Raw genomic sequence first — 13,201 nt, forward strand, 5'->3', positions numbered from 1 at the left:
TTCGTTTCCGAACAAAACCCCTATGCTGAGCATAACCACTTTTGAGGATCACACATGTCGCAAGGCATCGACTATGGAAACCTGATGCACACCGCCATGCGCGGCTTGATCAAAACAGTGCTGAAGGACGTTTCTGAAACCGGTTTACCCGGGGCGCATCACTTTTTCATCACGTTCGACACACGTGAAGATGGTGTGGAAATCGCCGACTGGCTGCGTGAACGCTATCCCGAAGAAATGACCATCGTCATGCAGCACTGGTTCGAGAACCTCGAAGTCGGTGACCTCGGCTTTGGCATCACTTTGAACTTTGGCGATGCCCCAGAACCGCTGTACGTCCCTTATTCCGCAATCAAGACTTTCGTGGACCCATCCGTGGAATTCGGCCTTCGCTTTGAAAGCCCGGAAGACGAAATCGAAGAAGATCAAATCATCGAAGACGACATCGAAGTCGAAGAAGAAGAAATACATCACGATGCGGATATCGTGTCGCTGGACAGCTTTCGGAAGTGAACCTTCAAACCCCGCCCGGCGCGGGGTTTATCGTTTCATCAGGAAAGTCTCGACCGATCGTGATTTTTGACCATCTATGAATCGAGAAAACGCGAGGTTCAGCCCGCCCTGAGCAAGCGTGCGGTCGAATTGCTGCAACTCATATCCTCCGTCCTCGTCAATGAACAAAGAAAACACGGTCAGTGTTTCGCCGACGATGCGGCCCCATACAAATGGCTCGCCCTTCATCGGGTCCAACGGGACTTCGTGACCAAAAACATTGCGTTTCATCGCCGCCGAAAACACATCCGGTCGATCCGACGGAACAAAATCAATCGAGAACTTCTGTTCCTTTACGCGTCCATCCAACTTGTATGTCGTCGTCCTCCAACTGACGTTGAAACCGTTCTTGGTCTCGAAGATGGAAACGCTCATGTCGCGGGGCGTTGTCGTGCCATCCGCGTCCACAACTTCGGCTGAACCGATATAATCTCCTGTGAACGGTGTAATGTCTGCCGCGCGGGCCGCTGCGCTCAGAACCGACAGCCACAAAGCGCAAACTGCAAGTATCGCGACTGCTTTTCCAAGCGTAAGGCGATGGAAATCTGGCATTTTGTCCTCCATGGCGTCTATTGCTCCATTGTAGCCCAGCGGTATCGGCAAACAATGCACATTCCCCGCCTATGACGATTAAAGTGACGCACCCCGCGCCTATACCTTTGACGCCCTTAAGTTTAAGGTGCGCGCAACTGGCCGATTGCGTCACGGCGTGGCTGCGGCTAAACGGCATACAACTGCATACCAGACGGAGTGACCGATGTCTCAAACCCGCACAGAATCCGACAGCTTTGGCCCGCTCGAGGTTCCTGCCGACAAGTATTGGGGCGCACAGACGCAGCGCTCGATCATGAATTTTCCCATCGGCTGGGAAAAACAGCCGGTCGCCATCGTGCGCGCGCTGGGCGTGATCAAGAAAGCCTGCGCCATGGAAAACAAGGCAACGGGCAAGCTGGACGCAAAGATAGCAGATGCGATCATTCAGGCCGCAGGCGAGGTGATCGAGGGCAAGTTCGACGACAACTTTCCGTTGGTCGTGTGGCAGACGGGTTCGGGCACCCAGTCGAACATGAATGCGAACGAGGTCATCGCCAACCGAGCCATCGAGATTCTGGGCGGCAAGATCGGTTCCAAAGACCCGGTACACCCGAATGACCACTGCAACATGGGGCAATCGTCGAACGATACTTTCCCAACCGCCATGCATATCGCAACAGCGATGAGCGTACGCGACGTCCTGCTTCCCGGCCTTGAAAAACTGGCGTCCGTGCTCGAGCAGAAGGCCGAGGAGTTCAAGGACATCATCAAGATCGGCCGAACCCATACGCAGGATGCGACACCGCTGACCTTGGGTCAGGAGTTCAGTGGCTATGCCCACCAGATTCGTCAGGGAATCGCACGCGTACATGCGGCGATGCCGGGGATTTATGAACTGGCCCAGGGCGGAACGGCCGTTGGCACCGGCCTGAACACCCAGCACGGCTGGGACAAAGCGGTCGCAGGGCATATGGCCCAGATCACTGACCTGCCCTTCGTGACGGCGCCGAACAAGTTCGAAGCGCTGGCCGCGCATGATGCCATGGTCTTCCTTTCGGGCGCTTTGGCGACGATTGCCGGCAGCTGCTACAAGATCGCAAACGACATTCGTTTCCTGGGCTCCGGGCCTCGTTCCGGCCTGGGTGAGCTGATTCTGCCGGAAAATGAGCCCGGCTCGTCGATCATGCCCGGCAAGGTAAACCCGACGCAGGCCGAAGCGCTGACGCAGGTCGCCGCGCATGTGATGGGCAACAACGCGGCGATGAATTTTGCCGGATCGCAAGGGCATTTCGAATTGAACGTCTACAATCCGATGATGTCCTACAACCTGCTGCAATCGATCCAGCTGTTGGGGGATGCCACCGACAGCTTTACCGAGCGGATGCTAATGGGCATCAAAGCGAACGAGCCGCGCATCGACAAGCTGATGAAGGAATCGCTGATGCTGGTCACGGCGCTTGCCCCTACCATCGGTTATGACAATGCGACCACCGTTGCGAAAACCGCCCACAAGAACGGTACCACGCTCAAGGAAGAAGCCATCGCGCTGGGCTTTGTGGACGAAGCGACCTTTGACGCTGTCGTCCGCCCCGAACAGATGATCGGCCCAAAAGACTGATGGGCAAGCCGGTCAATCTGAACCGGTATCGAAAGGAAAAAGCGCGGGCCGAAAGAAAGGCCCGCGCTGACCGGAACGCCGTCGCATTTGGGCGTACAAAAGCTGAAAAAGAAGTCGTGAAGCTTCAACAGAAAAAACAAAAGCGCGACCTCGACAATCATGAGCTGGACGAATGAGCGGCCGTCCTGTCAAACGCTCTCTGACCCTGAAAGGACACCGAACTTCGGTATCACTCGAGGATGAATTCTGGCGTGCTTTTCGCGACATCGCTCAGGAACAAGGTAAGCCAATCAATGTCTTGGCGGCTGAAATTGATGTGGCCCGCGACCCGGAAACGGGTCTTGCATCGGCCATACGCGTCTTTGTGCTGAACTGGTTCCGCAACCCTGATTGAGACTTGTCACGCCCTCGCCTGGACGTGTAACGTGAGTTGGAACAAAAAGGGTACAACCATGAGCGACACCATTACCGGGCCGGATGGGCAGCAAAGATGCGCATGGTGTCAGGCCGCGCCCGAATTCTTTGAATATCATGACAATGAATGGGGTTACCCTGTCGGCGACGACCAACGGCTGTTTGAAAAACTGTGCCTCGAAAGCTTTCAGTCAGGCCTCAGCTGGCGAACGATCCTGAACAAGCGCGAAAACTTCAGGAAGGCTTTTTGCGGGTTTGATTTCAACAAGATGGCCACGTTTTCTGATGCCGATGTGGAACGCCTGCTACAGGATTCCGGGATCATCCGTCATCGCGGCAAGATTGAAGCGGTGATCAACAATGCGCGTTGCGCGCAGGACCTTGTGGCGGCCGAAGGATCTCTGGCGGCTTATGTCTGGCGTTACGAGGCTGAAACACCTCCGCCTCCGCAAACGGCGTCCACATCGCCCGAGTCGGTGGCCATGTCGAAAGATCTCAAGAAACGAGGATGGAAGTTTGTTGGCCCTACAACCGTGTTTGCGTTCATGCAGGCCATGGGGCTGGTCAATGATCATGCCGAGGGCTGCATCGGCAGAAAAAAAGCGGCGCAGTTGCGCCGCTCTTTCGTCAAACCTGTCTGACGGATCAGACCGAGGCTTTGAAAATCTTGTCGATGTTGGCACCCAGGGCCGCGTTGAATTCGGCATCTGACTGCTGCTTCGACAGACCTTCGGTCAAGGCCCGCGAGAAGGATGCGATCATCTTGCCGTTCCGGCCCAGCAGATCACAGGCTTCTTCCGTCGAATAACCGCCGGACAGGGCCACAACCCGCAATACCCGCGGGTGGTCAGCCAGCGCGTCATACAGGTTTGCCTGTGTCGGGATCGTCAGCTTCAGCATCACTTCCTGGCCTTCGGCCAGTTGATCGAGGTTATTGAGAATTTCAGCCTTCAGAATGTCTTCCGCCTCGGCCTTGGTTTCCGAATGGATGTTCACTTCGGGTTCCACGATCGGAACCATACCGGCATCGGTGACTTCGCGGGCGACGTCGAACTGTTGCGCAACCACCGCCGCGATGCCGTCGGCATTCGCTTCGTGAATGACCGAGCGTTCCTTGGTGCCGAACACACCATCGGCCTTGGCCAGGGTCTCGGCCAGACCGGGGATCGGTTTCATCATCTGAACGCCATTTGCCTGTTCTTCCAAGCCTTTGTCGATCTTCAGGAAAGGCACGATACCTTTGACCGACCACAGGTAATCGGCAACCTTGCGGCCTTCGATCTCTTCGCCCAGGGTACGTTCGAACAGGATTGCGCCAATCACTTTGTCCTTTGTGAAATCGTCGGCCAGAATGATGCGGGCACGCATCTTCTGGATTTCACCGAACATCTCTTCGTCTGAGTTGTAGTCGGATGCCTCGACACCATACAACGCAAGCGCTTTCGGGGTTGATCCGCCGCTTTGATCCAGTGCCGCGATAAAGCCCGTGCCGTTGATCATCTGCGCGCGCTGTTCTGCTTTGGACATATTGTTTTCCCGTTCAATGATGATTCCGATGTTCTTCCCCGCATACAACAGGGCGTGAACCGATGGTAGGTTGTTAGCGCTCAAACAGGCGTAACCATATACCATCTTTGGATCGAACCGTCAGGTGAGCGACCGGAACGGGTGTTTTTCCCGGGATTGTTTCGAACCGGTAGCGGCGCAAGAGCATTGACAGGATCAGCGGCCCTTCGACCATTGCAAACCCTGCCCCGGTGCACACTCGGGGGCCTGCTGAGAACGGGATGTAAGCGTCGCGCTGGCACCGCTTGCCGTTTTCCGTGCCCCAACGGCTGGGATCAAAACCGTCCGGATCGTCCCACAAACGCGCCTGACGGTGCAAATGCCACGGGCTGATCACGATCTGCGCGCCAACCGGAACATCCCGGTTACGGAACCGTTCGGGGCACGTGGTCTCGCGGACCATCATGGGCACCGGAGGATAAAGGCGCAGCGCTTCACGGAACACATCCCGGCTGATCCGAAGTTTTGAAACAGAGGCAAATGAAGGATCATCCAGAACGGCGGCCTCCTCTGCAACCTTCTGCTGCCATTCCGGGTAAAGGGCCATCAGGTACAGCGTCCAGGCCAAGGCTGACGCGCTGGTTTCATGCCCGGCAAGAAAAAAGATCGCCACCTGATCAACCATTTCCTCGGGGTCGAAGAATTGCCCGGTTTCGGGATCAGCCGTCGTCATGATCTTGGTCGCAAGATCATCAGGTGCCGTTCCGTCCTTGATGGCCTTTGCGCGTGTTCTGGTCAGTTCGGCAATCAGCGCCCTGATATCCCGCGCGTTTTGTTTGGTCGCCCCGGAATGAAACCGGGGCAGCCACTTTGGCAAGGGAACAAAAGCCGCCAGATTCAGCAAAGGTTGCGCGCGTTGATAGGCCCGGAACTTTTCGAACACCTGGCTGGCGATAGCGTTGCCGATTGGAACGGAAAACAGGGTGCGAAATATCACATCCGCTGCCGCATGGCTTGTCTGCTCTTCGAATTCGAGCTCCCCTCCGACATGAGGCCGCAGCCGTTTCACACACGCCTCGGCGGCGGCCAGCATGGCCGGGAATGTATCCTTCAGACGCCCGCCTTCGAACGCCGGATCGATAATCCGCCGCTGTCGTTTCCAGACCTCGCCATTGGTCAGAAACACCGAATTGCCAAGCAACGGGCGCAGGCCTTCGCTGATCCTGCCGGATTTGGGGAAATCGTCAGGCCGTTTCTTGAGGACGGTTTGAATCAGGTCCGGTTGATTGATCAGGAACGATCGGAAGAACGGGGTTTTGAATTCTGCCATCCACGCGCGATACAGCCGGGCTGGCTGGGCCGACAGCAGGTCATGTCTGAACAGTTTCACATAGCGCAGCAACGAAACTTTCTCGGGGCGCGGGTCTGGCTTGGGCGGGGTCATGGTCATGGCTGTACCGAGGTGAACTTGGAGACAGGCGTCTCGATGCGGCTGCGCGAAGCCTCACGATCCGCAAACCTTTGCCCCAACGTCAACGGGCCAGCCGTTATTCGAAAATAATCATAACTTTCCGGCTTGTCGAAGGCGCAAAGATACTGAAAATGAAGGCGAAAAAACCGCCATCGCAAAGCCTTCCAGCGTTCCGGAGACAAGGTTTGCGAAAAAGCCGCTGACAGGACCAGCGGCCAGCGTTTATCAGCATCGGCCACCCCCGTGACCGCAACCGGATCGCAAAGCGCAAAGGCGCAGCCATCACCGGGGGCCGAGACATCGATCCAGCTGAGCTCGGACCGAGTGGACAGGAAATGCAGATCGGACCGCAAATCGTGTGCCCGGGGCAGAAACGAGACCATGGGAACCACCTGTCCCAGACTGAGAAACGACAGCACCGCGCCCTGCTCGTGCACTTTCGTTTTTCGGATCAGCTCGGCCAGAACAGACACCCCCAGATGCGCGCCCGAGCTGTGGCCAACGACCAGCACTTCATCCACATCGGAATTCAGCGCCTCTTGGATCGCTTCACGAAACGAAGACATCCTGTCCCGCAGCTCGACCGGCATTTGCCCGCTCAACTGCGCTGAATAGGCGTAATCATGCATGAGGTAATACGCAAACAACCGGTTATCGACCTTGCGAAACCACAGCAGTAACGCGACGGCGATAGCCGCTCCGGGGAATATCCCCCACCAACCTGCCATGGCTATGCACGCCCATGCCAACGCAAGCGCGATCAGCAGCTGAGACACCAACATCGCCACTGGATACAACGCTGCGATCACCGGGCCCTTGCGCAATCGCATCAGACGCCACAACGTACCGGTTGACATGTAAATCCACGCCGTGCGGGCCAATTGCCAATAGGTCGCCGGGATCGAGGCCGACATGCTGTCGCGCACGATGTCGGACCAGACCAGAACCTCGAATTCCGTTTCAACAGTCAGGCCATCTTGTTCCGAGGTCACACGCCACCCAAAACGCCCGTCCGTTGTCTTTGGGGATATGGCGATCTCGTACCCCGAGATCCGAGCCTGATTCTGCGATTCACCGCGATACAGCTCGCGATATCGCCGGGGCGGCATCGGATCATAGCCGGGTATATAGAACACCCGACGTCTGCGCACCTGCGGCTGATTAGTGTGACTGCTCATGCCCTTACCTTCTGATGCGCAGGTTAACGCAGGCTTGCAGCCAAGGTAAGAGGGTCAGTTAATCATCCGAAATTTGCCAGCGCCGGAAAAGTCTCCAGCAACCACCAGCTGAAGCGGGTGAAAAGCCCGGTTATCAGCATGATGCCCACAAACAGCAACAGCCCGCCCATGATCTTTTCGATCGTGCCCATATACGGTTTGATCCGGTTCATCACGGTCATGGAGCGATTCAGGAACATGGCTGCCAACAAGAACGGAATACCCAAACCCGCAGCGTAGACCCCCAGCAGAAACGTGCCACGCGCGACCGACGCTTCGTTCGCCGCCAGTGACAGGATCGCACCCAGTTGAGGACCAATGCAGGGGGTCCAGCCAAATGCGAAAGCCAGGCCAAGGATGTAAGCGCCAAAGACCGACCCACCGGAATCACCGGTTTCAATCCGTGCTTCGCGATCCAGAAAAGGAATCCGGAAAACATTCAGAAAGTGAAGGCCAAAGACGATGACAACGGCACCGGATAGCTTGGCGAACAGAACCTGATTTTGCAGCACAAACGCGCCAAAGGCCGATGCGGTAAAGCCAAGCAGCAGAAACACGGTCGACAGGCCCATGACAAAGAACAGCGCCGACAGGGTCGCCTTGCGCCGCGCACGGGCCTCGTCCTGCATCTCATGTATGGTAACGCCGCTCATATACGCCAGATAAGGCGGTACGATTGGCAATACGCAAGGCGACAGAAAGCTGATCAGGCCACCCAGAAGCGCGACCAACATGGCGGGCAGCAGTCCCGCGTCTATGATTTCGATTCCGAACATGTTTCTGCACATATGTGATGAAGAGCAATCCGTCACGGGGCCAAACAGTCACATCCTCGTGCTCGGAATCTGGACAATATTACAACTTCGCCCTATCCCGAAAATCATGTCAGAGATTACAGATACCCTGGACGCTTTGGGCCTGTTGTGCCCCTTGCCCGTCCTGAAAGCCCGCAAACGATTGAAATCCATGCCCGAGGGTGCCGTTCTGCGGGTGCTGGCCGATGATCCTGCGGCCATCGTGGATGTTCCGCATTTTTGTGCCGAGGCCGGGCATACACTGCTTTCCCAGAACACTGACGGCGCACATCAGATCTATCTGATCAAAAAATCCGGCTGACCTTCGTTGCAGGTCAAAAAAGGCGGGCCGATCAGCCCGCCTTTTTCGTTAACTTCCCAGCGACCACCAACCGCGACGTTTGGGTTTGGCGGGTATAGGTTCAGGCTCTTCCGCCACGCTTTCAAGCACCGGCTCGGGCGTTGTTTCCGCTGGCCCGTCTTCGGCAGGATCGTCGGTTTCTGAAACGTCAGCGGCTTCTACAGCTTCCGCAGAAGGCTTTTCAACCTCATCCGCTTCTTCAACCGCTTGTGCCGCATCCATACCGTTTGCAGGTTGCTCTTCCGACGGCGGAGCGTCAGCCTGTGCTTCGGCTGGTTCAGCGGCCACCTCAACTTGTTCCGCCACGACCTCTGCGCTTTCGCCCTCGATGCTCTCGCCGGTTTCCTCGGCTGCCGGCTCTTCCGTCACGGCGTCCGCCGTCGTGGCGGATGGCTCTTCAGGCTGATCCGCAACTTCTTCGGCAACCGCATCTTTCTTGCGACGGCGCGGGGCGCGTTTGCGCTTGGGCTTTGCCGGTTTTTCTTCCTCCGAAGCCTCAGCTTCAGCCGGCTCTGCACTTTCGACGTCAGGCGTATCGCTCTCTGCGTCTTCTTGTGCTGGCGCGTCACCCTCTTCTGCGGTCTGCTCCGGCGTATCCCCATTGCCCGCGCCTTTCTTGCGACGACGACGACGGCGCTTGCGCTTGGGCTTTGCCTCTTCTTCGGTCTGAGCGATTTCCTCTTCGGTCTCTTCCGCGTCCGATGAATCGACAAGATCCATCAGCGACGCATCGACAGAAACAACAGGCGCCGTGGCCTCGGGAACAATCCGGCTGGCCGTCTTGAATTTCTCCATCGAGAAGTCCGGGCTGACCAAATGGATATCCCCTTCGATCCTCACCGAAAGCCCATACCGCGCCTCGATCTGGGCAATATGCTCGCGCTTCTGGTTCATCAGGAAGTTGGCGATACTGACCGGGCAGCGCACCAGAACCTCGCGCGAGCGGCGGCGGGTGCCTTCCTCTTCGATCTGACGCAGGATCGACAGCGCCATGTTGTCGTCCGAACGGATCAGGCCGGTGCCGTGGCATGCCGGGCATGGCTGTGTGGTCGCCTCGATCATACCGGGGCGCAGACGCTGACGGCTCATCTCCAGCAGACCAAAACCCGAAATACGACCAACCTGAATGCGGGCGCGGTCGGTTTTCAACTTGTCTTTCAGACGCTTTTCGACAGCAGCGTTGTTCTTGCGCTCGTCCATATCGATGAAATCGATGACAATCAGACCTGCGAGGTCGCGCAGGCGCAACTGACGTGCAACCTCTTCCGCAGCTTCAAGGTTGGTCTTGAGTGCGGTTTCCTCGATCGAGCCTTCCTTGGTTGCCCGGCCCGAGTTCACGTCGATCGCCACCAGCGCTTCCGTCACGCCGATCACGATATAGCCACCGGATTTCAGCTGTACGGTGGGATTGAACATCCCGGCCAGATAGCTTTCCACCTGATAGCGCGCGAACAGAGGTAGCGCATCTTCGTACCGTTTCACGTTCTTGGCGTGCGACGGCATGATCATCTTCATGAAGTCCTTGGCGATGCGGTACCCGCCCTCACCTTCGACCAAGACTTCGTCGATATCACGGTTGTAAAGATCTCGGATCGACCGTTTGATCAGATCACCTTCTTCATAGATCTTTGCCGGCGCGATGGATTCCAGTGTCAGCGCCCGGATCTGCTCCCACAAACGCTGGAGGTATTCATAGTCGCGCTTGATCTCGGATTTGGTTCGCTTGGCTCCGGCGGTTCGAATGATCAAACCCGCCCCGGTTGGCACATCGATATCCGTTGCGATCTCTTTCAGCTTTTTCCGGTCCGCCGCGTTGGTAATCTTGCGGCTGATGCCACCACCACGTGCGGTATTGGGCATCAGAACGCAATACCGTCCTGCCAGCGAAAGATAGGTCGTAAGCGCAGCACCCTTGTTTCCGCGCTCTTCCTTGACAACCTGCACCAGCAGAACCTGACGTACTTTGATGACTTCCTGTATTTTGTAACGACGCGGGCGCGGTTTGCGCGGCGGACGAATGTCTTCGCTGTCATCATCGTCAGCAACCGATTCAATCGATGCGTCTTTTGATGCAGCGTCTGTACCTTTGGTTTCGTCAACGTCCTCATCAGGGTCTTGTTCATCATCCGCAGCTTCGACAGGTTCTTCTGCTTGCTCGGGCTCGGATTGGGCTTCATCGCCTTCCGATAAAACGTCTTCAACGGCCTCCACCGCCTCTTCGGCCTGATCCTCCGCCTCGTCGTCCGAGACCTCGACAGCCTGTTCAGTTGCTTCCTCGGCAACGTCGTCCAGCGCAGCCTCACCCGAAGCGGTTTCGGTTGCTCCTTCAGTGGCCGCCGCGTCATCGTCAACCGGCTCCTCTACCGGAGTTTCAGCGACGACTTCCATCGGCGACGTTCCTTCCGGAACATCAACATCTGCTTCTTCACCCTCGTCCAGATCGATGGTTTCCATGCCGGTTGGTTCGGTCGAAACCTCCATCGTTTCAACCGGATCATCCGATTTCACGTCAGCAGCCTTCGCACGAGACCGGGTCCGCCGCTTCTTGGATTTGGCCTCCTCAGCCTCATCGCGCGCCTTCATAGCCTCGGCATAGGCGCGCTCTTCCTCCATCAGCGCCTCACGGTCAGCGACAGGGATCTGGTAATAATCCGGGTGAATTTCAGAGAATGCCAGGAAACCATGCCGGTTCCCGCCATAATCCACAAAGGCCGCCTGAAGCGACGGCTCAACCCGCGTTACTTTTGCAAGATAGATGTTGCCGGCAAGCTGGCGTTTGTTTTCGGATTCAAAATCGAACTCCTCGACCTTGTTTCCGTCAACCACCACGACGCGGGTTTCCTCCGCGTGGGTGGCATCGATAAGCATTTTCTTAGCCATTTGTCCTTGGTGCACCGCGCCAAACGCGTTGTCCTGACCTGTCCAGGCGGACAGGCGCTTTTGGGGAGGTGTCTTGTCAGGGCGATATCAGACGGCGCGCGGCAGGGTCTGGCGCTGTGGCCCCCTGCCCGTTCTCTCAATCGTTGCGCGCGCGTCATCGCGGTTCTTCTCCGACAGGCGCGTCTGAACGCAGCCTGCCCATTTATTCCTTTCGCCCAGTGATCCCGGGCTCAGGTACTCCACTGCCCGTTGATGGGCATAATCGGTCTGCTGAACCGCGAGGTCTTGACCCTCACCAACGGATCAGCAGCGAAACTCAAAGATTCGGGACTTGCAGGCGTCAAATTCGCCCGGCCCGTTCCGACACAATAAAAGCAACCCTGTGGAAAAGACAATGGGCAAACTGCATTCTGCGCCCAAACCAGCGGTGACGCCCCCTTCATCTGGCCAAAAATATCCCGGGGGAGGCGCCACAGGCGACGGGGGCAGAGCCCCCAAATCGCATCGCTTACAGATAGTCCGAACGCTGAAGGCCGTATTTGGCCATCTTCTCGTTCAGCGTCCGGCGAGGAAGGCAAAGCTCGTCCATGACTGACGCGATAGAGCCTTTGTGCCTGCGCATCGTATTATCAATCAGCATTCGTTCGAACGCTTCGACATATTCCTTCAGCGGCTTGCCCTCGGTGGTCATCACCGGCTGCATCTCTTCGTGATCGGACATCAACAGAGACGCGATGGTGCCCGAGCCACGGCGCGATTGCAGCACCGCCCGTTCGGCAATGTTGATCAACTGGCGCACATTGCCGGGCCAAGGGGCCTGCAACAATTGCGCAGCCTCCTGCGCGCTCACCTGGGGTGCATCGCAACCGTATTCTTCGGCAAACTGCTCGCTGAGACGGGTGAACAGGGTCAGGATATCTTCGCCCCGCTGCCGCAACGGCGGCATGGTGATGCGCAGCGCCGCCAAGCGATAAAACAGGTCCGGGCGCAGCACGTCTTCCGACGTCTTCCCCGCCTCCTGCAAGTTCGAGATGGCAACAATCCGGGTCTCTGCGGGTGTGCCCTGCTCGTTCATCACGCTCAGCAGTTTGGCCTGCAACGTATCGCTCAACGCTTCCACATCTTCCAGAACCAGCGTGCCGCCACGCGCCTCTTCGATGGCGGGCAGTTGCGCATCTTCGGGCATCATCGGGCCAAACAGGCGCTTGGCCAGTGCATCCTCTTCAAGCGCGGCGCAGGACACCAGAACAAACTTCTTGCCAGCACGGCTGCCAACGGCATGAAGCGCGTGAGCCACAAGGGTTTTCCCGGTACCGGTTTCACCGTCGATCAACACATGGCCGTCAGCCTGGCCGAGATCCAGAATATCCTCACGCAGCCGCTCCATGACCGGGCTGGCGCCGATCAGCTTGTTCATGATCTGGGTGCCGCCGGACAGCTCGCGCCGCAAGGCGCGGTTGTCCAGAGTCAGACGGCGCGCATTGCTGGCGCGTTTGGCCAGTTCGGACATCCGATCGGGGTTGAACGGTTTTTCAAGGAAGTCGAACGCGCCAACGCGCATCGCTTCAACCGCCATCGGCACATCACCGTGGCCGGTGATCATGATCACCGGTAAGGTGCTGTCGGCCCCCATCAGCTTTTTCAGAAGCTGAATACCATCCATTCCCGGCATCTTGATGTCCGAGATCACGATCCCCGGATAATCCGGCCCCAGAACCTTGAGCGCGTCCTCGGCGCTGGCAAAGGTTTCCGTGTCATACCCGGACAAAGCAAGCCATTGGCTGATCGATTGGCGCATGTCCTGTTCGTCATCCACAATGGCGATTTTCATGGCCTGTGCCATAGTCATTCCTC

13 protein-coding genes are annotated in these 13,201 nt (G+C 57.3%); 6 read left to right on the forward strand and 7 right to left on the reverse strand.

Features of this window, described 5'->3' with window-relative positions:
• Positions 1–54 precede the first annotated feature (54 nt).
• Positions 55–513, forward strand: a complete 459-nt coding sequence (locus tag GS605_RS05650; protein ID WP_171168262.1) for an SspB family protein — start codon at positions 55–57, stop codon at positions 511–513.
• 27 nt (positions 514–540) lie between these two features.
• Here the strand turns inward: GS605_RS05650 and GS605_RS05655 are convergent, their stop codons facing one another.
• Positions 541–1,104 (reverse strand): hypothetical protein, encoded by a 564-nt coding sequence (locus GS605_RS05655; RefSeq protein ID WP_171632634.1) that lies wholly within the window; start codon positions 1,102–1,104, stop codon positions 541–543.
• Between the two features lie 205 nt (positions 1,105–1,309).
• Here GS605_RS05655 and fumC point away from each other — a divergent pair, with 205 nt between their 5' ends.
• From fumC to GS605_RS05675, 4 genes are read left to right on the forward strand one after another with little or no spacing between them, the layout of a single operon-like run.
• Positions 1,310–2,704, forward strand: a complete 1,395-nt coding sequence (gene fumC / locus GS605_RS05660) for a class II fumarate hydratase (RefSeq protein ID WP_171632636.1) — start codon at positions 1,310–1,312, stop codon at positions 2,702–2,704.
• Positions 2,704–2,880 (forward strand): DUF4169 family protein, encoded by a 177-nt coding sequence (locus GS605_RS05665; protein WP_171231680.1) that lies wholly within the window; start codon positions 2,704–2,706, stop codon positions 2,878–2,880. Before fumC ends, GS605_RS05665 begins: the two co-directional genes overlap by 1 nt.
• Entirely contained in the window at positions 2,877–3,098 is a 222-nt protein-coding gene (locus tag GS605_RS05670; RefSeq protein WP_171723323.1) for a ribbon-helix-helix domain-containing protein, read from the forward strand. Before GS605_RS05665 ends, GS605_RS05670 begins: the two co-directional genes overlap by 4 nt.
• A 58-nt stretch (positions 3,099–3,156) precedes the next feature.
• The gene (locus tag GS605_RS05675) at positions 3,157–3,759 is read left to right on the forward strand and encodes a DNA-3-methyladenine glycosylase I (protein ID WP_171723324.1); all 603 of its coding nucleotides are present in this window, start codon (positions 3,157–3,159) and stop codon (positions 3,757–3,759) included.
• A gap of 4 nt (positions 3,760–3,763) precedes the next feature.
• On the opposite strand, the gene GS605_RS05680 is transcribed toward GS605_RS05675, so the two are convergent.
• The 4 genes from GS605_RS05680 to GS605_RS05695 all read right to left on the reverse strand — a co-directional run bounded on the left by GS605_RS05680 (position 3,764) and on the right by GS605_RS05695 (position 8,088).
• On the reverse strand, positions 3,764–4,645 hold the full coding sequence (locus GS605_RS05680; protein ID WP_171723325.1) for a fructose bisphosphate aldolase: 882 nt from the start codon (positions 4,643–4,645) through the stop codon (positions 3,764–3,766).
• Between the two features lie 73 nt (positions 4,646–4,718).
• On the reverse strand, positions 4,719–6,068 hold the full coding sequence (locus GS605_RS05685; RefSeq protein WP_171723647.1) for a cytochrome P450: 1,350 nt from the start codon (positions 6,066–6,068) through the stop codon (positions 4,719–4,721).
• Between the two features lie 2 nt (positions 6,069–6,070).
• Positions 6,071–7,273, reverse strand: coding sequence for a hypothetical protein (locus GS605_RS05690; RefSeq protein WP_171723326.1), 1,203 nt, complete (start codon positions 7,271–7,273; stop codon positions 6,071–6,073).
• A gap of 62 nt (positions 7,274–7,335) precedes the next feature.
• Positions 7,336–8,088, reverse strand: coding sequence for a cytochrome c biogenesis CcdA family protein (locus GS605_RS05695; RefSeq protein ID WP_171723327.1), 753 nt, complete (start codon positions 8,086–8,088; stop codon positions 7,336–7,338).
• Between the two features lie 106 nt (positions 8,089–8,194).
• Here GS605_RS05695 and GS605_RS05700 point away from each other — a divergent pair, with 106 nt between their 5' ends.
• The gene (locus GS605_RS05700; protein ID WP_171632649.1) at positions 8,195–8,428 is read left to right on the forward strand and encodes a sulfurtransferase TusA family protein; all 234 of its coding nucleotides are present in this window, start codon (positions 8,195–8,197) and stop codon (positions 8,426–8,428) included.
• A gap of 48 nt (positions 8,429–8,476) precedes the next feature.
• Here the strand turns inward: GS605_RS05700 and GS605_RS05705 are convergent, their stop codons facing one another.
• Positions 8,477–11,347 (reverse strand): ribonuclease E/G, encoded by a 2,871-nt coding sequence (locus tag GS605_RS05705; RefSeq protein WP_171723328.1) that lies wholly within the window; start codon positions 11,345–11,347, stop codon positions 8,477–8,479.
• A gap of 508 nt (positions 11,348–11,855) precedes the next feature.
• Positions 11,856–13,190: a sigma-54 dependent transcriptional regulator gene (locus GS605_RS05710; RefSeq protein ID WP_050603452.1), complete on the reverse strand. Its 1,335-nt coding sequence runs from the start codon at positions 13,188–13,190 to the stop codon at positions 11,856–11,858.
• Positions 13,191–13,201: the final 11 nt, after the last annotated feature.

The sequence above is a fragment of the Ruegeria sp. HKCCD7559 genome (genome assembly GCF_013110575.1).
Classification (GTDB): domain Bacteria; phylum Pseudomonadota; class Alphaproteobacteria; order Rhodobacterales; family Rhodobacteraceae; genus Ruegeria.